The 23,438-nt window shown below is 65.7% G+C and carries 17 protein-coding genes and 1 tRNA gene; 8 read left to right on the forward strand and 10 right to left on the reverse strand.

Going from position 1 to position 23,438, the window contains the following annotated elements; genetic code table 11:
• Positions 1–189: helix-turn-helix domain-containing protein (locus tag BMX74_RS08985; protein ID WP_143078603.1), on the reverse strand; the 189-nt coding region annotated here is incomplete at its 3' end.
• A 400-nt stretch (positions 190–589) separates the two neighbouring features.
• Here BMX74_RS08985 and BMX74_RS08990 point away from each other — a divergent pair.
• Complete coding sequence (locus tag BMX74_RS08990) at positions 590–919, forward strand: hypothetical protein (RefSeq protein ID WP_091099605.1); 330 nt, start codon at positions 590–592, stop codon at positions 917–919.
• A gap of 934 nt (positions 920–1,853) precedes the next feature.
• Here the strand turns inward: BMX74_RS08990 and BMX74_RS09000 are convergent.
• Positions 1,854–6,062, reverse strand: coding sequence for an NACHT domain-containing protein (locus tag BMX74_RS09000; protein ID WP_143078604.1), 4,209 nt, complete (start codon positions 6,060–6,062; stop codon positions 1,854–1,856).
• A gap of 73 nt (positions 6,063–6,135) precedes the next feature.
• On the reverse strand, positions 6,136–6,561 hold the full coding sequence (locus BMX74_RS42940; protein ID WP_143078605.1) for a hypothetical protein: 426 nt from the start codon (positions 6,559–6,561) through the stop codon (positions 6,136–6,138).
• A 554-nt stretch (positions 6,562–7,115) separates the two neighbouring features.
• Here BMX74_RS42940 and BMX74_RS09010 point away from each other — a divergent pair.
• Positions 7,116–11,291: an NACHT domain-containing protein gene (locus tag BMX74_RS09010; RefSeq protein WP_091099610.1), complete on the forward strand. Its 4,176-nt coding sequence runs from the start codon at positions 7,116–7,118 to the stop codon at positions 11,289–11,291.
• A 131-nt stretch (positions 11,292–11,422) separates the two neighbouring features.
• On the opposite strand, the gene BMX74_RS09015 is transcribed toward BMX74_RS09010, so the two are convergent.
• A complete protein-coding gene (locus BMX74_RS09015) occupies positions 11,423–14,731 on the reverse strand; it encodes a type ISP restriction/modification enzyme (protein ID WP_256256881.1) in 3,309 nt (1,102 codons plus the stop codon).
• A gap of 276 nt (positions 14,732–15,007) precedes the next feature.
• Between BMX74_RS09015 and BMX74_RS09020 the strand changes: the two genes are divergently transcribed.
• Positions 15,008–16,108, forward strand: coding sequence for an integrase core domain-containing protein (locus tag BMX74_RS09020; protein ID WP_091099612.1), 1,101 nt, complete (start codon positions 15,008–15,010; stop codon positions 16,106–16,108).
• A 9-nt stretch (positions 16,109–16,117) separates the two neighbouring features.
• Positions 16,118–16,375: a tyrosine-type recombinase/integrase gene (locus BMX74_RS09025; protein WP_091099613.1), complete on the forward strand. Its 258-nt coding sequence runs from the start codon at positions 16,118–16,120 to the stop codon at positions 16,373–16,375.
• A gap of 466 nt (positions 16,376–16,841) precedes the next feature.
• Here the strand turns inward: BMX74_RS09025 and BMX74_RS09030 are convergent.
• Positions 16,842–16,915, reverse strand: a tRNA-Ile gene (locus tag BMX74_RS09030).
• 181 nt (positions 16,916–17,096) lie between these two features.
• On the opposite strand from BMX74_RS09030, the gene BMX74_RS09035 reads away from it, so the two are divergent.
• Positions 17,097–17,624: a histidine phosphatase family protein gene (locus BMX74_RS09035; RefSeq protein ID WP_091100120.1), complete on the forward strand. Its 528-nt coding sequence runs from the start codon at positions 17,097–17,099 to the stop codon at positions 17,622–17,624.
• Between the two features lie 195 nt (positions 17,625–17,819).
• Here BMX74_RS09035 and BMX74_RS09040 read toward each other — a convergent pair whose 3' ends face one another.
• Positions 17,820–18,752, reverse strand: coding sequence for a LysR family transcriptional regulator (locus BMX74_RS09040; RefSeq protein WP_091099616.1), 933 nt, complete (start codon positions 18,750–18,752; stop codon positions 17,820–17,822).
• Between the two features lie 90 nt (positions 18,753–18,842).
• Between BMX74_RS09040 and BMX74_RS09045 the strand changes: the two genes are divergently transcribed.
• Genes BMX74_RS09045 through BMX74_RS09055 form a run of 3 tightly spaced genes read left to right on the forward strand, consistent with a single transcriptional unit; the run spans position 18,843 to position 20,122 of the window.
• Positions 18,843–19,067: a DUF6158 family protein gene (locus tag BMX74_RS09045; protein ID WP_055503346.1), complete on the forward strand. Its 225-nt coding sequence runs from the start codon at positions 18,843–18,845 to the stop codon at positions 19,065–19,067.
• Positions 19,067–19,303 carry an IclR family transcriptional regulator gene (locus BMX74_RS09050; RefSeq protein ID WP_091099619.1) on the forward strand — a complete coding sequence of 79 codons (237 nt, stop codon included), beginning with the start codon at positions 19,067–19,069 and terminating at the stop codon, positions 19,301–19,303. Before BMX74_RS09045 ends, BMX74_RS09050 begins: the two co-directional genes overlap by 1 nt.
• Positions 19,304–19,342: 39 nt before the next feature.
• The gene (locus BMX74_RS09055; RefSeq protein ID WP_256256846.1) at positions 19,343–20,122 is read left to right on the forward strand and encodes a putative hydro-lyase; all 780 of its coding nucleotides are present in this window, start codon (positions 19,343–19,345) and stop codon (positions 20,120–20,122) included.
• A 60-nt stretch (positions 20,123–20,182) separates the two neighbouring features.
• On the opposite strand, the gene BMX74_RS09060 is transcribed toward BMX74_RS09055, so the two are convergent.
• The 4 genes from BMX74_RS09060 to BMX74_RS09075 form a co-directional block, all read right to left on the reverse strand.
• Positions 20,183–20,767, reverse strand: coding sequence for a P-loop nucleotide/nucleoside kinase family protein (locus BMX74_RS09060; protein WP_091100122.1), 585 nt, complete (start codon positions 20,765–20,767; stop codon positions 20,183–20,185).
• A gap of 53 nt (positions 20,768–20,820) precedes the next feature.
• On the reverse strand, positions 20,821–21,240 hold the full coding sequence (locus tag BMX74_RS43950) for an RDD family protein (RefSeq protein ID WP_177227296.1): 420 nt from the start codon (positions 21,238–21,240) through the stop codon (positions 20,821–20,823).
• 266 nt (positions 21,241–21,506) lie between these two features.
• Complete coding sequence (locus tag BMX74_RS09070) at positions 21,507–22,316, reverse strand: hypothetical protein (protein ID WP_091099639.1); 810 nt, start codon at positions 22,314–22,316, stop codon at positions 21,507–21,509.
• 3 nt (positions 22,317–22,319) lie between these two features.
• The gene (locus BMX74_RS09075; RefSeq protein ID WP_143078606.1) at positions 22,320–23,294 is read right to left on the reverse strand and encodes a hypothetical protein; all 975 of its coding nucleotides are present in this window, start codon (positions 23,292–23,294) and stop codon (positions 22,320–22,322) included.
• Positions 23,295–23,438 lie beyond the last annotated feature (144 nt).

Here is a 23,438-nt window from a genome sequence, read left to right on the forward strand (position 1 = left end):
GGGGCCGCTGCGCCGTTCGTGCAGGCCGTCCCAGCCCTCGGCCCGGAACCGGCGTACCCAGCGGTGCCCGCACTGACGGGAGATGCCCAGTTCGGCGGCGACGTGCGCGACCGGGCGTCCGTCGAACACGACACGACGAACCAGCAGGCATCTGCCATGAAACGTCAGTCGAGCGTTAGCGTGACCCATCAAGACCTCCGTGCGGTGGTGAAGTCGGCAACTCCACTACGCCCGGAGGTCTTCTTCATGATCAATTATCTCAGGCCACGTGTCACCAAGATCTTGGCCAAGTACAACTAGAGCAGCCACGACAGCCGTCAGTCCTTGAGGTGGCCGGCGCAGCACGGCCCTGCCTACGGACCCGCATGGGGGTCGCAGAGCCGGATGCGCCACCCCCGATGACGCCCGTAAGGTGGTCGAGTTTCCAGCGATCTCGACGAGCATCGAGGACCCCGATCATCTGGCACCGAAGCTGCCCCGGATCTTCAACTCACACACGGGATCATGCCTCCAGCCGGTGACTTTCGGAACTTCAATCCGAGCTGTCCCGTTACCCAGCATGATGAGGTGAAGATCAGAAGGGGGTCGGATGGCGGAGACGGTCCATATCTCGTGGGATGCGCAAGGCGTAGCGCGGGGCATCAGGGTCACAAGTACGCTCGGATTCAGCTACACCTACTCCATCCAGTACGACCAGCGTGGCGCCCAGGTGCATGTCAACGGCAAGAAGCTGGTCGCGACCGCCGGATACGTCGCTGAGCTGGAGTGCTATCGGTTCACGGCCGTGGGATTTCGGCCCGACCGCAAGCTGAGCGAAGCGCGATGGCGAACCCTGGCCGATGCGGCGGCCGGAGCCGCCCACGCGCACACGAAGCGGAGCAACGAGGAGGCGGCAGCGGTAATTGCCGCTGTGATATGACGCCATCCTCCCCCCTGCCCCCGCTGGCTGCCCACCTCCGCGACTGTCAGGCGGGTTCTGTCAGAGATGGCATTGCGTGTTCCCTCATCCGGTGACCTTCCATCGTTCGCGGTTGTCCTACATGCACAGCCATCCTTGACAGGTTCCGCCTGCCCCGGACGATTGGGCGGCGGGTGCAGGGGACCATGTACGAAGACGACCCGCGTCGTGCCCATCCCTCCGGAGCTGGTGGCCATCCTTCGCGAGCACATCGAACGGCACGGCGTGGCCGAGGTCGGCCGGCTGTTCTGCACGCGAACCGGCGCCGTCTTCTCGGGCTCGACCATCTCCAAGGTCTGGAAGGAAGCGCGGGCCTTCGCCCTCACCCCCGACCGGGTCACCTCCCCGCTCGCTGCCCGGCCGTACGACCTGCGGAACGCGGCCGTGCCGCTCTGGCTCAACGTGGGTTCATGCCCCGGAAGCCGCCGAGCGCGCCGGGCATGGGTGGAGACCTTTGCTCAAGCCAGAGACGCGGTGGTGAAGAGGAGTAGGGCGGGTGGGACTTGAACCCAGGACCCACGGATTATGAGTCGGTTTTTTGATGTCGCCCAGTGCCGCGGAGTGTTGTTTTGTATCGCTGTGAGCGGGATCCTCCCGGCCGGAGTGTCGGCCTGTGCCTATGTGTATCGCGCTGTATCGCTTACACGCGAGCAACCACCGAGCAACCATGCGTTCTTGACCGTCGATATTATGTCCAATTCATCCCTTTGGGTGTGGTCGCAAAAAGGGTGGCTGTCCGGTGACGATCAAGATGTGCGAGCAGCCATGGAGCAGCCGGGCGACCCGGCGCAGGATGTCGAGGAACGTTCTCAACGGCACATGAGTGGAGCCTCTCAACTGCAGTTCCACATCAGACTAAGTGGCGTGAGCCCCCGACTGTGAGTGTTTGCTTCACCTACGCTGGCTCAAGCGGTATGTCTCTAGGCAAGTTCCAAGAAGTCTCGTTTGAGCTGCCTCCAGCCACGTGCAGGGTGCGCACGTTGGCGTCAAGCAGTCGAATGTTGGTTCCGTCAAAAAGATATGACGCCGAGTAGCTGCGAGAGAACGGCTCCCCATCGGGGGGCCGTTGATATTCGGACATGGTAGTCTCCTTCTCCGCCAGAACTGTCCACAGCAGGCACTGCCCGCTCGCAGCGAGCGCCGCGCTAAGTGCTTCAGCGGTGACATGTACGGTGTCGGGACCCACTCCGCGGGCCGCGAAGCTCTCCACCGCCAACGTGCCCGCTCTTCCCCACTGGAAGTCGCCGATACGCTCTAGGCCCAACGCTGAGCAGAACGCCGTCGACGGCAGAAATGTGTAGAGGTGTTTGCTTGCCGATTGGTCCCAGTCGTTGACGCCGCCGTATCGGGTCGTCGCGACAATGAGGCCCCCCGGCAAGGACATTTCCCCGTAGCGGGTGCCGTTTCGATCTTCCAGGTCAGGCCAGTCGGACTTGTACGGGTGATCGGCGAGCAGCAGACCGGACGGGCTCCCTGACTCGGGCATCCATCGGCCATAGAAGTCTTTACCTTCGGCCCATTGCGCCCATACGTCGGCGTCCGCCGTGTCGATGAGGTATGAGCGGATTTGGGCCCAAATGGTGTGGTGAGGGATGCCCGCGGCCGCGTCGTCTGGGTTCTGTGGCTGCGACCACTGATAATGGCCCTCCAGCACCAGCCAGGTTATGCCTGCCGCGTTCGTGCAGATGAGGAGACGGTCGACCGGCGGGCTGTGCTCGTCGTTGGTCACCCACTCGGGATCGAGGTGCTCTGGGAAGGTTGCGGCGACGGGTGCGTACCAGGTGGCGGGAGTGTCCGCGTAGACCCGATTCTCGGCTCGGCGTTGCAGCATCGTCGGATCGATGTCGTGGCCATGGATGTCAAGGGGCGTCTCGTAGCGCGTTCGCCGGTCGTCGCGGCGGCTCGGGTTGAGTCCATAACGGTCGGTCATTCGACCGACGAGTTGGTTGAAGGCTATCCAGAGGTACTTCTGTGCGTATCCATCGTGCTTCTTGCCATCCGGCGAGGAGGCTCGCGGAAAGTTCCGGTCGATGATGCCGAAGCGCTCCGGTGTCCATCCGAGTTTAAGAGCCTGCTCGAATAGGATTGTGCCGAGGTAATCGGCATCGATCTCTTCATCGAGCTTGAAGCTGCGGACCAGGGAACCGACAACGTATTTGCGGAAATCGTCGAAGTCGGACATCACGGGATGGTGGATAGCGCTATACCTATAGTTCGGTGGCCCGGCTAGCTCTTCGACCTCGGCCGGTGACCGTTGCGGCGCGATCCAGTCCGAGGCATACGGCGGGTGGACGCGCGTGGCGAGGCCCTCAATACTGGGCTGCCAGCCGAGTTCCAATGCAGCGTCCATCGCGCGACGTGCATAGTCTCGGCTGAGGTAATTCTGTGGCCAGTATCGTCGGCCAAGGGTGAAGTTAAGTACCGCTTTGGCGATGCCGGTAGCGGTATTCGGGCTCAAGGTGCGTTGGGCGATACCGCAGCCGGCCGCCAGCAATCGCTCCTCGATGTAGTCGTCGCCGCCGTTGACAAAGCCTTGCAGAATCGAGTCGTAGAGATGCGGCGCCGGCTCCAGCAGTGCGATGATTGCTTTTGTGGCGTCGTCTCGCGTAGGGCGATGAGAGGATGACAATGTCCAGCAGAGAGCGAGTGCCGCGAGATAGCGGGTCTCGTCGTTGGCATCGGAGCTGGCCTCCGACCACGCCCAATCAATCAAACCGGGGAGATGACCGGCGAGCTCGTCCTGTCGGTCACAAAAGTATGACCAGGTTACGTCCCGTTCAGGCAGGGTAAGCTCGGCGAGTTGACGGTGCAGCCACTCGGCGTTGAGCGGATGGCCCGGTACGGTGGCAACCTGCAGCACGGCGGTGTTGGCGTCATCGGTGAAGTCCGGGTTGCGTTGGAGCTTCATGACGATCTCCGCAGTGCGATCACTGACCGCTTCGAGCTTCCGCCAACCGAGGCTGAGCAGAAAGTCAGCATGAGCATCCGGATGATACTCAGCGGTCGAGATCTGCAGTATGTCGATCAATTCGACGCCGAACACCTCGGGAAGAACCGCGGCTAGGGCCTGCAACACCCCCGCATTGGTGAACCATCGCTCGGCCAGCCGGCTCACTTCAGCCTTCGCCCCATCAAGGCCGTCCGCCGCGATCAGCTTCGCCAGAGCGATGTCACCGAGCCGCTCGTATCCGAATCTGATGTACTCGGTCCCGTCGATCGAGAGGTTTGCTAGGACGGCCTCCTTCAGCAGGCCGTTGAGCAGACTCTGGCTCCATTTACGGTCCGGAAGTAGCGCTGACGTGATGCGGTCGACGTCCGCCCTGAGCAGCCTGCGACCTTGGGCGTGCATGGCAGCGGCGATTTGCTCGACGGCGCGGCGGACGAGTTCGCTGGTGCGGTCATAGTCGCAGCGTTCCTCGGCTGAGAGTCGAATGTCCATCGCGTCGAGAAAGCTGTCGTAGATCCACGATGTTCCGATGCCTGTGCGAGGGAAGCGGCGCTTTCCGCTGGTCATCAGTGCCGTGCAGAGGAGTTTGAGGAACAGCGGATTGGTGAATTCGGGGTCCATCATCGGGAATGAGGGCCGCTCGATGCCGTACCAGTCGAGGAACTGCCGAATTGCGTCGCGAGGAACCTCCTCGAATCCAGTGTGTTGAAACACAGGGAGCCGAGCCTGCAATATATCCGACAACGTGTCGGCGAGAAATTCGGTGCGACAGGAGAGGACAAGTCTGATGTGACGGTACTTGGCGACGTCGTTGAGGAAGCTGGACAAGTATTTGTTCCACAGCTGTCGGTCGGCCGATTCATTCAACCCGTCGATGACGATTAGGCCGATTTCGCCGATGGCCTGGCAGGCAGCGTCAAAGGTGGTCAGTAGCTGGCTTGCCGGGTTTTGAAATCCGATGATCCTACCCAGGTCGGCTTCGATGGGACCGTGTTCGAACTGCTCACCGAGCGCAATGATCGTTGGTAAGGCGTTCGCGGCACGCATTTTGGCGAGGTCGCACAGTAGGTGAGTCTTTCCCGCGCCGCCCGTGCCGGTGACGAGGATGGCTGCAGCCTCGAAGCCACGCCATGCACGACCGGCGCGCAGCTCGTTCAGCTCGGCAACCGCTGATCGAATCGCCGCGACCTGGCCGTAGAGGCTGCCCGCGTTGTCGGTGTAATAGCGATCCTTGAGGCAGTGCTGCCGGAGCAGGTCCGAGACGCTCGCTGAGGGAGCCTCTATGGCCTCGATCGCTGGGGTGAAGTCGGGCAGCACCCCATGTGGTTGCCGGGCCTGCCTTGCGGCTTCGGTTACTAGCTCTTCGAGGCCATCGAGGCGCTCGTTTAGCATCGCGATTGCGGGCTCGAACAAGTCTGGGCGTTCTCTGGGCACCGACAGGCCATAGATGCCTCGGGCCTTGCGGAGGGTAGCCAGTGCGTTCCGAATGTCGTGTTCGAACGCAGGAGTATGGGCCAGGCCGTCGAAGACGGCGCGGATGGGTAGTTCCACGTTCAGTGCGGGGCTGTATCGGCCGCCTGCGTCGGCTTCGGCCCGAGCCGCAATCTGGCGGAATCGATCTTCCGAGAAGACGTCCAGATCGAACCAGTAGCGCAGTCGCCCCGCTTGCGACGGCTGGAGCAAGCACTCGTTGAGTTGGGTCTCGCCGATGTATTCGAACGTCACCGCCCTACCTGCCGATACGGCGGCGGTTTCCCATGTCCTGACGTGCTCGTTCCATTTCGTCCACGCGCTCTTCGTCTTGGCGGTATCACCGCCGGGCCGGTTGTACGGCATGAGCACGTAGTATCGCTCAAGAGTGGGCTCGGTCGTCAGGACGCGGCGAATCGACTTGTCGATCTGCGCGAGAGCGTCGTCGTCAAGCGTGAACAGGTACTTCGCCTGCCATCCCCAGACCGCGCCGCCAGGCAGTTCGCCTCGTCCTTCCCGTCCCCCGTCGGGGTTGCCAAACGTGGTAAACGTCGTGCTGGACGGCCACGTGACCAGACCGCCGTAAATCATTAGCTGGTTACCGAGCTCCTCGAACCCGTCACGACGCGACCCCGACGGCGCCTTGCCGCGGATCTGATGCCAGTTGATCTCAGGGAGTTGAGTCACGGAGTCTCGCATTTCGGCGGCAGAAACAACGCTAGGCACGATCCAAGGTGGTCACTTTAGTGGCCGTTCCGCCTCATTTGCCACATCCCCGATCGACCTGAAAGCTCGGCAGCTGCGAGGATCGAGGCGAGGTCGAGTTCCCCGTGACCCTGCTGCAAGTGGTCGTACGTGGCAAAGGCGTAACGCGATGGTTGGCGTGGAAGAGAACCTCGCCCGCCCAGTCGTCGATCCACCAAGCCGGAGTGGAGCGCAGCGGGCGAGCCCGGAGCGGGCCGCCCCCTTGCCTCTCCACGTTGATCCACAGGAAGAAGTTCGGGCTGTCGAGCTTGTCGAGCGACTCGTAAAGGGTGTTGACCTTCGCGTCCGCGCCCACTGCGACGTTGCTGGACGACGCTGATCGAGCTTCGACGTAGACCGCGCCGCCGTCCTTCTCTGCGCGGAAGTCCGGGCGGTGATTGGTCCCGTCGACTTCCGGATGGCGAGTCACGGTGTAGCCCATCCGGAGAAGGCACTCATGCAGGTACAACTCGAAGAAGGCTCCCTGGACTGCCGGTTGTCCCTGGAGTGCAGCCGTCCCCTGACGTCCGCATGGGCGTCCGAGCAGAGCCGAGCGAACCAGTCCTCGATCAGGTCCCGAACCTGGCCCCAGAATGGGCCTGCCAGACGGTCGATGAACTGAAAGTGGCTGTCCCCGTGTTCGGCCGGGGACGGGTCGGTTCGCTCGACCGCCGAGAAGATGTTCACGCCGATCATCACACCCGGTCCACCGGCGCCGGGGGCAAGGCGGGTTTCCCGCCTGGTGAGGCCTTGCGGACCCCAACCAGGGCCGCGCCGACCACGAGCTTGATCAATCCGGCCCGAAATGCAACGTCCGAGAGGTCTGTGCGCGGATCTTGCGTCCAGCTCGCGATCACTGTCACAGGAGTGCACTCGACGTCATACCACGGCCAGCGTAGAGGGGGCCGGGCGCGTCAGTGCCCGGCCGCGAGTTCCGCGGCAGACCGGTAGCGTTTCTTCCGGACCCCGACCGGCAGCATTCTGAAGGACACCCCCGTGAACATCCCCGATGTCGAATTCACGCGGATTCGGTCACTTGGCCCTGGTGGGCAACGCGACGGGTACGAGCAGTTCATCTGCGAACAGGTTGCACAGGAGTCACCCGCGGCCGACGCCAAGTTCGTCTCACTGCATGGAGCCGGAGGCGACGGTGGCATCGAGTGCTACTGGACGCTCCCCGGCGGCACCGAGCACGGCTGGCAGGCCAAATACTGGACCACCCACACCGACGTCGACAAGGCCCAGCTCGACAAGTCCGTCAAGGCTGCCCTTGACCAGCATCCGAATCTGACCAAGTACGTGATTGCAATCCCGGTTGACCCGACCGGCCCCACCGGAGGCCGCGGCAAGTCGCTCCTGGAGAAGATCAACGATCCGGGAGGCTGGCTCGAGGGCTGGAAATCCATGGCCACCGCCCGCGGCATGACGGTGGAGTTTGAGCTTGAGTGGGCGACGAACATCATCGTCCGTCTCGAACGCCTTGACACCACCGGCATCCAGCGCCGGTACTGGTTCGACGCCGACGTCCTCGCCGTCCAGTGGTGGAATGATCGGCTGCAGGAGGCGATAGACGCCGCCCGGCCCCGGTACATGCCCGAGTTGAACGTTGAGGTGCCGGCCGCCAGATCCATCGCAGCGCTCTGCTCCGACGACGAGTGGTGGGCGGTCGTCAGGGACCAGATCGATCAGGTCAACGACTCCGTTCGCCGCGTGCGCAACGCCAAGGACGAAGTACTCGCCGCAGACCTGAGCACAGCCCTCGACGCCGCCACCAAGGTCACTGACGCGCTAGCCGCCTGGCACACCTCGCGCACGACCACTGGACTAGACGACCTTGCTCAAGCGCTCGACGAGGCGTCGAAAATCGTCAGCGACCAAGAAGCTGTCGAAGCCGCAGCAATGAACGCCAAGTACCCCGACCACAACTGGGACACCCAGAGCTGGCGGCAGTTCCAAGCCGAGTACCAGGTGTCGTTCCCCGCAGCACCCGTCGACGCCCTGCGCGAACTCAGCGAAAAGCTCACTGACGCCACCGGACTCCTCATCAGCCCGGTCGGTCGGCTCGCCGCCGCCCAGGTCGCACTCATGACTGGTGCCGCCGGCATCGGGAAGACCTACCTCGCCATCGACGCGGTCGCCCGGCGCCTCGGCCAGGGCCGCCCCAGCGTCATGATGCACGGCCGCTGGTTCACCGACCGTGACCCGCTGACCCACCTGCGCGACGTGCTAAAGACGCCGTCCGACCTCACCAGCGAGGAAGCCATCGCGCTCCTCGACGAGAGCGCCCGCGTCGCAGGCGTCCCGACCCTCCTCGTCATCGACGCGCTCAACGACACCCGTCCACGGTCCACGTGGCGCGACAACCTCGAACGGCTCATCACCACTGTCAGCCGGTACCCGAACCTCCGGCTCCTCCTCACAGCCCGCACGCACTACGTCGGCCAGGTCCTCCCACCCGGACTCACCCTGCCGCGGTTCGAGCACACCGGATTCGAAGGGGTCGAGTTCGAAGCTGTCAGCGAGTACGCCGCGTTCTACGGCCTCGAACCGCCGACGTCGCCGCCCATCCACGGCGAGTTCGACAACCCGCTGTACCTGCGCCTGGTCTGCGAAGCGCTCAAGAACAACACCCGGCTGTCCCTCGACCAGGCCAACATGGGCCTCGACGAGCTGACCCGGATGGTCCTCGACAATGCGAACAACATCGTTAGCGACCGGATCGACGCCTCACCGTCCGACCGCCTCGTCCACCAGGCTATGCACGCCCTCGCCTCAGCGATCGCCGACGGCGGCGGCGATCCGTTGCTGACTCGTGCCCAGGCCCAAGCCCAGCTGGCACCGATCTGGTCCGACCGGAGTGCCGAGAAGTCACTCCTCGACGCGCTCATCGCCCAAGGGCTCGTCGAAGAGGACGTCGTCCCCGACGGCAGCCCCTTCGGCGCAGACATCATCGCCATCACGTTCGAACGCATCGGACACCACCTCATCGTCTCCGACGCCCTCTCCGACGTCACCGAGGCCGCCGGCATCACGGCCGAGCTCGGCGGCCGTCTCGGCAGAGTCATCGGCCTCGGTGGCACGGTCGACCTGGGTCTTCTCGAAGCAATGTCCGTCGTGGTCGCGGAACGGTTCGGGCTTGAGCTCACCGAGTTCCGCACTGAAATCGGGGACGACGACGCCATCGCGGCAGCCGTCGTGGCCGGAATCGGATGGCGCAACGACAGCTCAATCACCGACGCCACCCGCGACGTCGTCGTCGACGCGCTCCGCCGGGCTGACGTGTGCTCCGACGCGTTGACGATGCTGTTCCGTCTCGCCGCCCGCCCCGATCACCCCCTGAATGCCGACTGGCTCCATGAGTTCCTCACCGGCCTGAACATGGGTGCCCGCGACTCGTTTCTGCTCGGCTGGTTCCACATCACCCACGGCACCAGTGGGGCAGTCGACCGGCTCATCCGGTGGGCGAGGGAGAAGCCGCTGGACCACGTCGGTGAACACACCACCCGCCTGTGGGTGACCGCGCTGCTGTGGGCCACCAGCGCCAGCGACCGCCGCGTCCGGGATCCGGTAGCCATCGCCGCCGTCCGTCTCCTGACCCGCCACCCGGGCCAGGCGGCCGGGCTGCTGGACCGGTTCACCGTGGTCGATGACGAGTGGGTCGTCGAACGAGCCTGCGAGGCCGCGTACGCGGCCCTCCTTGCGAACGGCACCCAAGACGACTGGGCTGCCGCGGCCGAGGTGGTGTGGAAAAACATCTTCTCTGTGCCGTCGGCCGTCACCCCGAACGCCGCCGTGCGTGATGCCGCCCGCAGCATCCTCGAAGCCGCCAACAACCGCGGAGCCCTCCCCGCTGGCGTCACCGTCGACCAGATCCGTCCGCCCTACACCAGCGATTGGCCCCTCACCTGGCCCACCGACACAGACATTGCCGCGTACGACACCAGCAGCTACCCGAAGCTGGTCCGCTCGGCCACCGGCGACGACTTCTTCATCTACCAGCTCAGCCCCGAGCTCCGAGACCGGCCCGGCCTCGACCTCCCTGCCGCCGCGCGATGGGTAGTCACCGAAGTCATCCGCCTCGGGTACCAGCCCCAACTCCACGCGTCCTTCGACGGGTACGTCGTCGGAAAGTTCGGCATCGGCCGGTCCAAGCCCGCATGGATTGAACGCATCGGCAAGAAGTACCAGTGGATAGCGCTCAACCGCCTCATCGGCATCGTCTCCGACCACGCCCCCAAAACCCCCGACAGATGGGACCCGCCGGCGCCCGCCGTCCCCGGCCCGCACACCCATATCTCCCGGCAAGTCGACCCGACCATCGTCGAGTTCGCCCCCGCCGACCAGACGCCACGCCCATGGGTACCCGCTTACGACTGGGCACTCACCGTCGCGAAGACCGACGCCGAGTGGATCGCCGACGACACCGACCTCCCAGACGTCGCAGTCAACGAAGCCATCCTCGAAGGCCGCCCCCACATCGTCCTGTCTGGCACCTACGACTGGAACAACGGCTCCGACACCACGAAGCGCACCAGAGGCATTTGGACCCACCTCTACACCCATCTGGTCGCGACCCAAGACCTTGCTACCGCCATCAGCGAACTCGAAGGACGCGATCTCCTCGGCAAGTCCATCGCCAACAACCCTGAAATGCACCATGGGTACATCGGAGAATTTCCTTACGGCCACCACCACGGAGAGGGCCTCCACGTGATGCGCCATGAATGGACCGAGCCACTCACCGTTCCAACCCAGCCTGCCGCCTGGCGCATCCTCGGCGAGTACGAGTACGCCCCCGGGGACCAGAACACCATCTCCCTCTACATGCCCGCCCCCGAGTTCTTCGGACTCGCCCCAGGCGAGCTCCACTGGAACGGGCGCAACGGCTGGACCGACGACACGGGCCAACTCGTCGCGACCGTTCGGCACTCGGTCAACGTTGGCCAGAACGAACTCCTTGTCGACGCAGAGTGGCTCGAACGGTGGCTCATCGCCGAGCAGAAGTCGCTCGTCTGGGTCGAGAACACCGGCAAGGACGTGTACAGAGACTTCAGCGGTGGAGGTGACCACCCGGGGAGACTGACCCGCTCCCAAGTGCGGTCCTGGACACCCGGCGAAGGCATCCAGACCGCCGCACCCGGCTGGTACCGCGTCGCTGCCAGCACCTCCTGAACTGCGACCGGCGGGAACTCCAGAAGACCGATGGCAGTGAACGGCCTACGCGCTCGGGGACAGCAGCGTCTTCCTAAGTCACGCGATCAGCTTAGGCAGTTGCCAGGACGAGCAAGCTCGAGTGGACGCGATCACAACAAGGTCGGAGCTTCGGGGGACTCGGGGGCCGGAGCTTTGCGAGCGATGGCGGGAACCGGCAAGACGCCTGCTCGCTCGAGGTCGCCGACGGAAATGAGCGGGCTGTTGCAGATCTTCTCCAGCAGGGCGGCCTGGTCGGGTTCCAGCTCCACGCACAGCGTGAGTACGTGGAGGAGTTGCAGCAGCTCTGTGGTGAACTCGGCAGGCCATTCTTCGCTGTGGATGTTGTCGAGGGGTGAGGACTTCCGGCCTGCTGGGTTCTTCTTGCGGTAGCCGAACCACTTCTTGACGATCTTCATCCCGGATACCTCGTACGCCCACACCTCAGGGCGAACGGGTGAGATTCGGCCGGCGCCGACGTGCAGGGTCGCACTCTCGGGGTCGTAGGAGATGTCATCGGGCATCTCTTCAGCTGTTCCAGGGATGGCTACTTGTGACTTTGCACGGTGGACCGGATCCGGTTTTGGGGGTCCCGAGGGACGGCCCTCGGCCGAGTCAGCGAAGCGCTCGCCGTAGGTGTGCAGCCAGATGACGCGTTTCCCTAGATGTACGGCTTGGTTCCACAGCTCTGGGTCGGCCGTGAGCGGTACCCGGATGCCTGGGGTTCGGAGTTCCTGGGCGAAGCGGGTCGTGTAGCTGCCGTGCGCGGTTACCGCCGCGACGTACGCCAGCACGTCGGGTGCCGTGACGGAAAGGCCGAGACGGTGGGCGAGTAGGCGCGTGAGGCCAGGAGCGAGGTTGGGCGAACCGGCAGCTCGATCACGGTAGAGCGGAAGTACACGCCCGCCTGCGCTTCCCTTGAAGTGGTCCATGTCTGGAACATGGGCAGAGAAGACGAGACCAGGTCCGTTCCCAAGCGGCTGGGCATGTTGTTCAACGGTGAAGATCTGGGAGCTGCTTGCAACACGCCATAGATCAGGGCTCGGGCGGTGATGAACGCGATTGTCGGGAATCACCCATTGCCGATCGAAGGATCGGTAGCCGACGCGGACCGGGGCTGGACAAGGGCCAGCCTCATCCTTGATCGTCCCTTTGTGAACAGCGAAACCGGTTATCGCCTTTACGACGCTGTCGACCTTGCGGGCGTCGCTCTCCTTAAACAAGATGGCCTTGTCGCCGACAGGCGACTTGATCAGGCGCTCCCACCGAAGCCGTAGAGTGTCGGGGCTGGGGGCGTACACCCAGGTCCGGTTGGGTTTGACGCCAGGAGCTTGCCAGGGCATCACGTCTCCAAGCGCCGGATAGCTACGCCACTCCTTCCCTTCGACGGGCTGGAGTCGATCCGACCAGCCGGTTGCGCAGTCGGCCCATGCAGATCCGTCGATGGCCAGTTCCGCCAGGCGAGCGAACTTCTCGGAGCGATGCCCCGCCAGGCTGATGTGATGGATCAGCGCGGGGGTCTCTCGGTTGCCCGTGCCGTACCGGGCGAAGATTCCTATGCAGAGCGGCTGCTGAACGCCGGGGAAGACACGAGTCGACACGTCAGGTTGGTGTCCCTCCGGTGAGAGATCGATGATCCATCCCTCATCGGCTGTCCGGCGGAGGTACTCGCGCATTCCAGCGAAGCCAGGGCCGGTGGTGTAGCCGGAGGTCGTGATGAACGCCACGATGCCGGCGGGCTGGTCCGGGTGGGCGTCGAAGACCTTCCATGTCGCCCACCGCCAGAAGTAGACATACATGTTGGACAGCACATACTCGTATCTGCCGAGCCCGGTGGCCTTGAAGTCGAGCAGCGGCGTGCCGACGCCGGAGTTTTCGGCGCCCTGCTCGATCCAGCCGCCCAGTCCTTTGGCACGTTCCCGGTACGGCGGGTTGCCGATGACGACTTGGACTCGCGTCTCGCGCTTGACTCGGTTGGCTTCGCGGCGAGACCGTACGATCGGCTCGTACATTGAGCCCAGGTCAAGGTGCGTGTCATCAAAGGGGCTGTCTAGAGTGTCGGCGACGTAGAGCTTCTGGTCCTTCTCGGCGACTTCGGCTCCATGCTCCGTTTTGAGGGCCTGATTCAGCCGGAGTTCGGCGACGGCGTAGGGGCCGGCCTGTCGCTCCAGTCCGATCAGGCGTCCGAAGAGCTTCTTCAGCTGGGCGGGAACCGCGCCTTTGCCTTCCTCCTTCTCTACAGTCCGGGCCACGCTGTTGACGATGTTGAGCAGGTAGGTTCCCGTGCCCATCGCCGGGTCCACGGCCACGACGTCGTCTGCTGCGAAGCCGCCTTCCCGCCTGAACCGGTTGCGCAGGATGTCATCGACGAAGCGGACCATGAACGAGACGATCTCGTTCGGTGTGTAGTATGAGCCGCTTTCCTTACGGAGGTCGGAGTCGTAGGCCTCGAGGAAGTGCTCATATAGGTGAAGGTAGGAGTCCGCCGAGCCGTCGCTGATCCGGTCCCAGTCCACCGCTCCGATGACCCGCTTGAGCGTCTCGGCGACGACGCTGCGGCCCTCCACGGCGTCATGGGTGAGTACGGCTAGTGCCTTGCCCATGAGCGAGTGGTTCTTGCCGAGGTGTGCGGCGATTTGGCCGAGGCTGCGGCCCTCGAAGGCGATGCCGTCCACCCGCGCCAGCAACATGGCGAACGTCACCGTCTGTGCGTAGGCGTCAGCGAACTCCTCATGCGTGAGGCCGGGGAACAGCAGTTTGCGCCAGTCTGTGGTGAGCTCAGTGAAGATCTTTTGCTTCTCCTCGTCCCGCAACTCACGGCTGATGGTTTCGAGGACCTCGGTGCGCAGCAGCTTGCACAGTCCGGCTACAGCGCGAACGAGCTGGCGGATGTTGCGAGGGGGGTTCGGCTTCCACAGAAGGAAGTCGGAAACGACGCGGGCGAACTCCCCGTCGAAGGGAGCAAGCTTGCTGCCTGCTGTACGGACGTCACCGTTCAACCGGGCCACCTGCCCGATCAACTCGCCATCGCGATAGAGGGCCCAAAGAGCGCCGTCGGTATAGAGGACGTTCGGCAGCAGGCGCAGCTTCTCCCATTGCGTCTTCTCGTGTTTGTTCGGCGTCCAGGTCGTCGGCACGCCGCGTCCCGGAGCTTTGAGCTCGACATAGCCCACCCGGGCACCGGCCACGTCCACGGCATAGTCCGGACGTACGCCGAGTGTGGCGAGAGACATCTCACCGATCATGGCCACGTCGACACCGAGGGCTGCGGCTATGTCCTCGAATAGCCGCTCTAGCGGCGCACGGAGTTGATCCTCGGGTTGCCCGCCGCCGTTCAACTTGATGGTGGCGGATTTGCCGAAGCGTGTCACCGCTTCAGCGGCCTTGTCCAGCAGCGGCTTAGGGGGATTAGTCGCGGCCATGTACACCCGTTCGATGTGAAATTGTTGCGCCAGACCGGTCTCTTGCGTATCGCGCGATTGGCTCTGACAGTTTCACACGTTCCAGGCCCTATCTACAGAAATCGGCTACCCTAAAAGCCGATCTATGCGGCACATGATCTGGAAGGCCACCGCAGTCCAGTGTGCGCCTGCCGATAATTACGTCCACCCAGGTCATGACTCTGCGAGGGCTTCGCGTGGCGTTCGCGAGCTCTGGTCACCCGGGAGACGGAAGCGCGTACGGCAGGATGATCCGCTGTGCTGCTTCGCCTGGCCTACCTGACCGTCACGAACACGTTCGCCGCGCTGCGGTTGCTGCCCATGGGCGATCGGGACAAGGACGTGGAGATACTTGCTCTGCGTCACCAGATCACCGTCCTTGAACGCCAGCTCGGCGCCGACACCAGAGTGAGATTCGCGCCCGAGGACCGAGCCTTCCTTGCCGCGCTTCTGACGTCGCTGCCGCGCGAGGTCCTGTGCCGGCTGCGGCTCCTCATCCGTCCGGACACGGTTCTCCGCTGGCACCGCGATTTCATGCGACGTCGTCATGCCCGTACCTGCCGGCCGAAGCGGCCTGGCCGCCCACCCATCGTCCGCTCTATTCGCGCCCTCATCCTGCGCTTGGTGCGAGAGAACCCCGGCTGGGGCTATCGGCGGGTGCATGGTGAGCTCGCCACACTCGGTATCAAGGTCGCGCCGTCCACGGTGTGGGAGATCCTCAAGCGGGAAGGTCTTGATCCGGCGCCCGAGCGGGCGTCCACCACGTGGGCCGACTTCCTGCGCTCGCAAGCAAACGCCCTGCTGGCCTGCGATTTCATCGAGACCATCACCCTGAACGGGCAACGCCAGTACATTCTGGCGGTGATCGAGCACGCCACGAGGCGGGTCCGTGTGCTCGGCACCACTGCACATCCGAGCGCCAGCTGGGTCATCCAAGCGATCCGGCATCTGGTGATGGATCTGAACGATGCGGGCTGTCGGGCGCGCTTTCTGCTCCGAGATCGGGATGGGAAGTTCCCCGCCCTCATAGACGAGGTGCTCGCCGAGGCCGGCATCAAGACGGTGCTCACCGGTATCCGGATGCCGCGGATGAACTCGATCATGGAGCGGTGGGTGCAGTCGTGCCGTCACGAGCTTCTCGACCGCTGTCTGATCTGGAACGAACACCACCTGCGGCACGCCCTGCGCGAATATGAACACTTCTACAACCAGCACCGAGCACATCAAGCCCTGAACCAAGCAGCCCCGCTGCGCACCGTCCCCGATCCGATCACGGACCCAGAGCGAATCATCGCCCTGAATGTCCGCCGACGAGACCGGCTCGGCGGCGTCCTCCATGAGTACTCACAAGCGGTGTGACCTGCGTGGATGGAATTGTCGGCAGGCGCACAGCTGGCCTTCCAGGTGGGACTGCCACCGGTGCGGCTGCACGACCTCCGCCATGGCGCCGCCTCGCTCATGCTCGCCGCCGGGGTCGACCTGAAGGTCGTGCAGGAGACCCTCGGCCACGTGTCGTCCACCTTCACCCGTGCCACCTATACCAGCGTCTACCCGGAGGTGGCCCGGGCGGCGGCGGAATCCACCGCCGCTCTCGTCAACACCGCAGCCGCAGGACCGCCCGGCTGATCACTCTGCCGACCCACACCGGCGACGCCACAACCTGAACCACCGAACCCAGCAGACCCGTCGTTTTCTTCGGCGGGCCTGCGTCTTTGTCCACAGCGCTGTCGTGCAAGTGAGGCAGCCGACCGCTCCCTAGCCCGTCCTGTAAACAGGGCCGAGAGGATCGCCGCGAGAAGCAGCGGATCTTTTATCTGCTGGTCACGAACGGCCTGTTGGGCAAGACGAGCCGACTTGGACAAGGCTTGACCGAGCATCAAGCTATCGCTGACCGGTGACGCTGAGCAGACCTTCTTGCTTAATCTTCTGATGGTCATCTCTGGGGTCTGAGTTGACGATGGGTGCCTAAATGATCTGCCGCGATACACGGTCCGTACACAAGAGCAACCACCGAGCAACCAACCATGATCAAAAACGAGATTCGAGGCCGGCGAGAACCGAGAAACCCCAGGTCGAACACGATGTTGAAGAGTAGGGCGGGTGGGACTTGAACCCACGACCCACGGATTATGAGTCCGATGCTCTGACCGGCTGAGCTACCGCCCCTGGATTCAGTTGTTGGCCGCCCGGGCGGTGCGTGCGGCCCCGCGCATGTCAAGGCTAGAGCATCGCGTCCGGGTGTGGCGCCGGCAGGAAGCCGGCTCTCCGGTGACATCATTCCATGTTCCCGAGAGTTGGTGGAGCCCGAGTCGATCACAAGCGGGCATCCCCGGGTACGTACGTGATCATGAGTGTCACGCTGGTGTACGAGACGCACGCCATCACCGTGGACAACGAGGCGGGCGTCGCCACCGGGTGGCTGCCCGGGGAGCTGTCGGCGGCGGGGCGGCGGGCGGCGGCGGAGCTGGGGGTGCGGCGGCGGGACGTCGACGTCGTGTACGCCTCCGACCTGCGCCGGGCGGTCGAGACGGTCGAGATCGCGTTCGGGGGCGGCGGGACGGAGGTCAGGCTGGACCGGCGGCTCAGGGAGTGCGACTACGGGGCGTTCAACGGCAGGCCCGTGCGGGAGGTGGCGGCGCTGCGCGGCGGGCATGTGGACGTGCCGTGGCCGGGCGGGCAGAGTTACCGCCAGGTGGTGGGGGAGACGGCGGCGTTCCTGGAGGACGTGCTGGCCGAGTGGCAGGGCGGGAGGGTCCTGGTGGTGGCGCACTCGGCGAACCGGTGGGCGCTGCGGAACCTGATCTTCGGCACTCCGCTGGAGGACCTGGTGGACGCGCCGTTCGTGTGGCAGCCGGGCTGGGAGTACCGGATCTGACCGCCGACCGAGCCCGACCGAGCCCGACCGAGCCCAGTGAGCCCCAACGAGCCCAAGCGGGCCCCAAGGAGCCCGACCGGTCTCTCGACCGCTGACCGTGCGGCGTCCCCGCCGGCGTCCCGAGCGGCGTGCGGCCGGCGCGGGCATCGTGCTCGCTCCATCTGGTGGCCCCGTTGACGGTGGGCGAGCGGCCGGTCAGGCGGTGGTTCCGTAGCCGGGGTTGCGGTCCAGCCAGTCGGCGTAGACGGGGCTGCGGCGTACCGCGTCGTGGTGTGCCTGTCTGGCCTGGGTGACGACGCAGGCGGGGTCGGGGGCGGTGGGGTGGCGGCCGAGGAGTTGCCGCCAGCGCAGCGGCGCCCCCGCGAGCGGCACCATGACGAGCCCGGCGGCGGGCTGGTGGGTGGCCTGGCAGAGCACGACGGCCCGTCCGACGCGGGCGAGGTGGGTGCAGGTGGGGACGTCGGTCTCGTAGATCGTTCCCGGGGTGAAGCCGGCGCGGGCGCAGGCCGTGGCGAAGCAGTCGGCGAAGCATCCGTCGCCGGGGGTCACGGCCCACTGCTCGCCGGCCAGGTCGGCGAGCCCGACCTCCTTGGCGCCGGCCATGGAGTGGTCCCTGCTGACGAGGACGAACACGGGGTCGAGGCTGATCGTCTCCCACAGCAGGGCGCCGCTCGGGACGCCGGCGTCGCCGCAGGCGCCGGTCAGGACGTAGTCGAGCCGGCCGTGTTCGACCATGCCGTTCAGTTCCTGGGCGGACCACGAGGTGTAGGTGGTGACGGCGCGTTCTGCGGCGATCCGGTCGACGAGGCCGCCGAGGATGGGGCCGTTCGTGGCGCCGATGCGGAAACCGGGGGAGGGGGTGTGGGCGAATCGTACGGCTTCCTCCTGGAGTTCCTTGGCTGCGGGGAGGAGCACTCTGGCTCGGGCGAGGACGAGCTCGCCGAGGCGGGTGGGGCGCGCGCCGTGCCTGTCGCGCTCGAACAGGGTGCCGCCGAGCACCCGTTCGATGCGTTTGAGCTGGGCGGTCAGAGCCGGCTGTGCCAGACCGAGCCGGGACGCGGCCTTGCTGACACTTCCCGCGTCCGCGACTTCGCGGACGATCCTGAGGTGTCGGAGCTCTAGGTCCATAACGGGAAAGGTAAGGCGGTTCGTCTCCTCCGAACAATGGCCGTATGTCAGGAATAGTGACACGAATTGTCCGGCGGGTAGGGGGACCGCATGACGACGATGGGAATCGATCCGGCACAGCTCAGCGACGACGACCTGATCCGAGAACTGCGGCACCTGCACATGACCCGCAGCGACACGTTCTTCCACGGTTCGGACGACGCGCTCGCCACGCACACGTCCCGTACCCACGAACTGGAGACCGAGTACCTGCGCCGCCACCCCGACCGCGAGGTCGACCCGGGCCGGCTGCGGGAGGGAGCGAGGCAGCGCTGATGTCCGGAAGCCACGACGTGCAGGCCCTGTCCGACCTGGACATCCACGTCTACGAGGCCGTCACCTCGCAGGCCGTCGGCGGCGGGGCGATCGGGCTGGACGCGCTCGTCCACGCGACCGGCCTGCGGGAGGGGGACCTGCGGCGCAGCCTGGCCACCCTCATCGCCCAGGGGTACGTGGTGCCCAAGGGCGACGGGTACGCCCTCGGCCCCCACACCTTCGAGGTCGAGTACTGACCCATGGGCACGGCGGCCCGGCAGGCGTACCGTCGGGGTGTGGACGTCGCCGACCTCAGCCCCGCCCAGGCGCGGGAGCGCTTCCGCCGGGGGGAGCGCGCCCCCACGTCCGGCTGGTGCAGCGGCTGGACGCAGGCCAACCTCATCGCCGTGCCGGAGCGGCTGCGCGACGACCTGCGGCTGTTCGCGCGGCGCAACCCGCAGGCCTGCCCGGTGCTGGACGCTGGGGAGCCGGGCGCGTGGACGACCCGGCTCTTCCCCGGCGACCTGCGTACCGACCTGCCCGGCTACCGCCTCTACCGCGACGGCGCCCCCGTGGCCGACCTCGGTGACGTGGTGTCCGCCTGGCGCTCCGACCTCGTGCCGTTCCTCATCGGCTGCAGCTTCACGTTCGAGCGGGCGCTGCTCGCGGCCGGCGTGCCGGTACGGCACCTGGAGCTGGGCGTGAACGTGCCCATGTACCGCACCGGCCTGCCCTGCCGGCCGGCGGGGGCGCTCTCGGGGCCGCTGGTCGTGTCCATGCGGCCCGTCCCCGAGCAGCTGGTGGCCACCGCCGTGGAGGTGACCGGCAGGTACCCGATGGTCCACGGCGCGCCGGTGCACGCCGGCGACCCTGCCGCGATAGGCGTCGCGGACCTGTCCCGGCCCGACTTCGGCGACGCGGTCGAGGTGCGCGAGGGCGAGGTGCCGGTGTTCTGGGCGTGCGGGGTGACGCCGCAGGCGGCCGTGATGGCGAGCGGTGTGGAGTACGCGATCGGCCACCTGCCGGGCCACATGGCGATCCTGGACGCCCGCGACGACGACTACCGCGTGGACTGACCGCCTCAGCGCAGACCGGAGCCGGGGCCGTCGCCGGGACCACCAGGCCGCGCGGAGGGGTCAGGGGCCGTCCGCCGGCCCTCGCAGCCAGGCGCGGGCGGCGTCGAGCTGCTCGCCCGGCGGCGGCGCGCCCCTCCGGTTGTCGATCTCCAGGTGCGGGACGACCGGCGGCTCGTCCACGCGGATCGCCCTCAGGTACGCCTCGAAGTCCGCGAGCTTGCCCGCGTCGCGTTCGAGCCCTCTGGCCGGCAGCCGTTCGCGCAGCGTCGGGCCGTCGGAGCGCACCCACACCAGCCGCACCGGCGGCCCGCCCAGCTCCTCCACCCAGGCCGCCCACCGGTCCGCCTCGTGCACCTGCGTGGTGAAGGGCCCGTCGAGCAGCACGGGGCAGCCGTGCCGCCTGATCTGCCGCGCGAGGTCGGTCAGCCCGGCGTACTCGTGACGCTTGACGTGCTCGTCGTACCAGGGGCCCTCGCGCTCGCCGGGATGCCTGCCGTGCGACTCCAGCACGGCCGCGACGAACCGCCCGTACACGGTGTCCTTGTCCAGCAGCGCGGGCACCGGGCGCAGCCGCGCCAGCAGCGCCTCGGCCACCGTGGACTTGCCCGCCCCCGGCGGCCCGCTGACCACCCACACCGTCGCCATGCGCCCAGTCTGCCGCCAGGAGCGGCCGCAGGCGGTGCTCCGGACGATGGGCCTCAAGCGCGAACGACCTTGAGGCCGGACATGTCCTCCTGGTTGACATCACTCTGAGAAGCGATCGAGATCGGGACGATCACGATCATCCAGTAGAACCCCCAGAGCCAGCGCCGCGTCATCTGCGCGAAGCCAGGCCGCGCCGCGTCTGCCTCCCGCACGATCCTGATCCCGCCCAGGAGTTTTCCGATGCTGGCCGACCCCACCAAGGTGAGCACCACATGGTTCAGGAAGGACACCGCAACGGTGACACCGAGCAGCGTCAGCCACAGCCGTGGTTCGCCCCAGTGAAGATCGCCGTCGGTCCTCGCGCCGACCGGCCAGACGGCAACGGCGAGACCGCAGGCCAGGGAGACGAGACCGTCGACTGCCGAGGAGAAGGCGCGGCGCGCCTCGCTCGCGGAGCGGAGCTTGTCGATCATCCTCCGGCCTCCTCCTTCTGCACTTTGGCAAGAATGGCCTCGGCCTGTTCTTGGGCGGATTGGAGCACTGATCGTATGGCCGCTCTGTGGACGGCCCATTCTCCCCGGAAGCGGTCTCCCGCCGGGCCTGACCATACATCGGTCCCGCTCAGGGCATCCACAGAATCCAACGTTCTCGCTATTTCGCCGGCTGCTCGCTGAATCGCTCGCATGTCCGCTCTGCATTCGGCGACCCGATCGCCCACCGAACACCCCCTCACGAATCTCTACGAGAGCATGTCCATCAGTCGCCGGGTCAGGGTTTCCCTGCCGACTGCCTGACTTCTGATTCCTGTCGGCCCTTGCGGCCTGTCGACTGTCACCGTCCATATTGCTGTGTCCGTGCCATAGGCCACCATCATCGGCCCAGGGTCGTCGGCCAGGAGTGCGAGAGATGTGACGATCTTTGCGTTGTCGATGATCCCTGCCAGCGGACCGATGTCATCACGGTCGAGCGAAGGTCCCAGCCTCTGCTCGGGGCCGTCACGATCCGCCACGCCGAACGGGTCGACGAACGAGCACAACAGAACCGCGGCGTCGCGGATGTTGCCGGCCAGAGTGAACAGATGCACTCCCGCTGTCGTAACCCGTTCGAGGAGAAGCAGATGAGAGGTGTGGATATAGGCGTAGGCAAACGCCGCTCCCGCTGCGGTCTCCTGTCGGAGCGCCAACGCGCGGTCGGCGGTCCGGCGCAATGTGAGAACCAGGTCCACATCGAACTGGATCCGCATGTCCACCTGCGCCAGGCTGCTGCCGTGAGAGCCGTTCAGGACGGCCGCCATCTCCTGGACGTTCGATATCTCCACCACTCCGCGGGCGACGAGCGAGCGCAGTGCGGTGGCCATGACCAGGTTCTGCTGCTCCGGTGGAAGTGCCGAGAGATGCGGACTGGAGACGATCGACTCCTCGGCGGTAACAGGATCCAGGACTGCGAGTTCCTCGTCGGTCAGTCGGGGGAGCGTTCGTGTGCCTCCCTCCGCCAGCGCGTCGGCGAGCTCTTCTCGAAACTCGGACATGTTCATGTCGATTTCGGCCATCCACTACCACAACTTCTTGACCCTCTTGCCGATCCATTCAGCGGCGGCGCCCGCGCCCGTCTTCACGTCGTCACCCCAGTTGTCCCAGGCCCAGCTGCCGAGGAAGTACGCGCCGGCGATGCCGAGGGCCACCCAGCCGGCGACGGGGACGGCTGCCGCGACGGCGGCCGAGGCGCCCAGCGCGGTGGCCGCCCCCGCGCCGCCCAGGACGGCTGCTGCGCCCGCTGCCTGCAGGGCCCCCATGCCGCGGTCCGCCCACCCTTGTGAGCCTTCATGGGTGGGAGCGATCGTCTCCTTGAGTCCCGCGACGACGCTGAGCGGAAGCAGGACCCGTTGAGCGATGAAGCCGGTCCCTGGCGCCTTCGTGAAGAGTTTGTCGGCCTGCGGTATCCGCAACCGCTGGGCTGCGGTGCGTACCGCCTGCTGCCACTTCCACGGCTCCTTGTACATGTTTCGGATCTTCTGATCCTTGAGCAGCTCCCTGAGTAGCTCCCTCCGCGTTCCGGTTATTCGGCCGGGGTCGCCCCACCACCGGCTGAAGTCGAGCAAGCCCCGCGCGGCCGTCACGTTCCTTCCTTGGTCCCAGCGGCGATGGAGGTGGAGAGCGGCTTCGACGGCCGTGGGCACCCTGAGGATCTTCAGCGGGGTCGTGGTGTCCTCGTGAACCTTCTTGTACTTCTGATATTCGGGGCTGGACTCGATCTCCTTCCAGGTGTCGAGCACGCCCGCGATCCCCGCGAACGCGAGAACACCCTCGGGATCCTCCTCCAGCAGGCCGAGGCGATCCCGGATGTCCTTGGCCTGCTGCTGGGCCCAGGATGAACGACCCGGGAATGCGGCCAATCCCGACGTGTCCCCGCTCCATCGTTCGAGGAGTCGGCGCAGCGCCGTTCCCTCGATCGCCAGGCTGCCGCCCACCACCTCGACGGCGGCGCCGAGGTCACGAGCTCGTGCCGGATCCATCCCGGAGAAACTCATAGGCTGGAAGGGTAAAGGAGCGCGTTGATCCCGTCCATGTAAAGGGGCGGCTGCATTCCTGGTGGGCATGAATCACTGGAAGGCATCGGTTTCCAGCAGACATGAACGCCCTTTTTCATCTAAGGGGATTATTGCCTGGATTGC

Source organism: Nonomuraea pusilla (assembly GCF_900109355.1).
GTDB classification, from domain to species: domain Bacteria; phylum Actinomycetota; class Actinomycetes; order Streptosporangiales; family Streptosporangiaceae; genus Nonomuraea; species Nonomuraea pusilla.

Coding starts and splice junctions, on each gene's coding strand:
- BMX74_RS08990 (WP_091099605.1), top strand. CDS start 590: ATGGCGGAGACGGTCCATATCTCGTGGGATGCGCAAGGCGTAGCGCGG.
- BMX74_RS42940 (WP_143078605.1), bottom strand. CDS start 6,561: ATGGGCTACACCGTGACTCGCCATCCGGAAGTCGACGGGACCAATCAC.
- BMX74_RS09015 (WP_256256881.1), bottom strand. CDS start 14,731: ATGGCCGCGACTAATCCCCCTAAGCCGCTGCTGGACAAGGCCGCTGAA.
- BMX74_RS09025 (WP_091099613.1), top strand. CDS start 16,118: ATGGAATTGTCGGCAGGCGCACAGCTGGCCTTCCAGGTGGGACTGCCA.
- BMX74_RS09035 (WP_091100120.1), top strand. CDS start 17,097: ATGAGTGTCACGCTGGTGTACGAGACGCACGCCATCACCGTGGACAAC.
- BMX74_RS09040 (WP_091099616.1), bottom strand. CDS start 18,752: ATGGACCTAGAGCTCCGACACCTCAGGATCGTCCGCGAAGTCGCGGAC.
- BMX74_RS09045 (WP_055503346.1), top strand. CDS start 18,843: ATGACGACGATGGGAATCGATCCGGCACAGCTCAGCGACGACGACCTG.
- BMX74_RS09050 (WP_091099619.1), top strand. CDS start 19,067: ATGTCCGGAAGCCACGACGTGCAGGCCCTGTCCGACCTGGACATCCAC.
- BMX74_RS09060 (WP_091100122.1), bottom strand. CDS start 20,767: ATGGCGACGGTGTGGGTGGTCAGCGGGCCGCCGGGGGCGGGCAAGTCC.
- BMX74_RS43950 (WP_177227296.1), bottom strand. CDS start 21,240: ATGATCGACAAGCTCCGCTCCGCGAGCGAGGCGCGCCGCGCCTTCTCC.
- BMX74_RS09070 (WP_091099639.1), bottom strand. CDS start 22,316: ATGGCCGAAATCGACATGAACATGTCCGAGTTTCGAGAAGAGCTCGCC.
- BMX74_RS09075 (WP_143078606.1), bottom strand. CDS start 23,294: ATGAGTTTCTCCGGGATGGATCCGGCACGAGCTCGTGACCTCGGCGCC.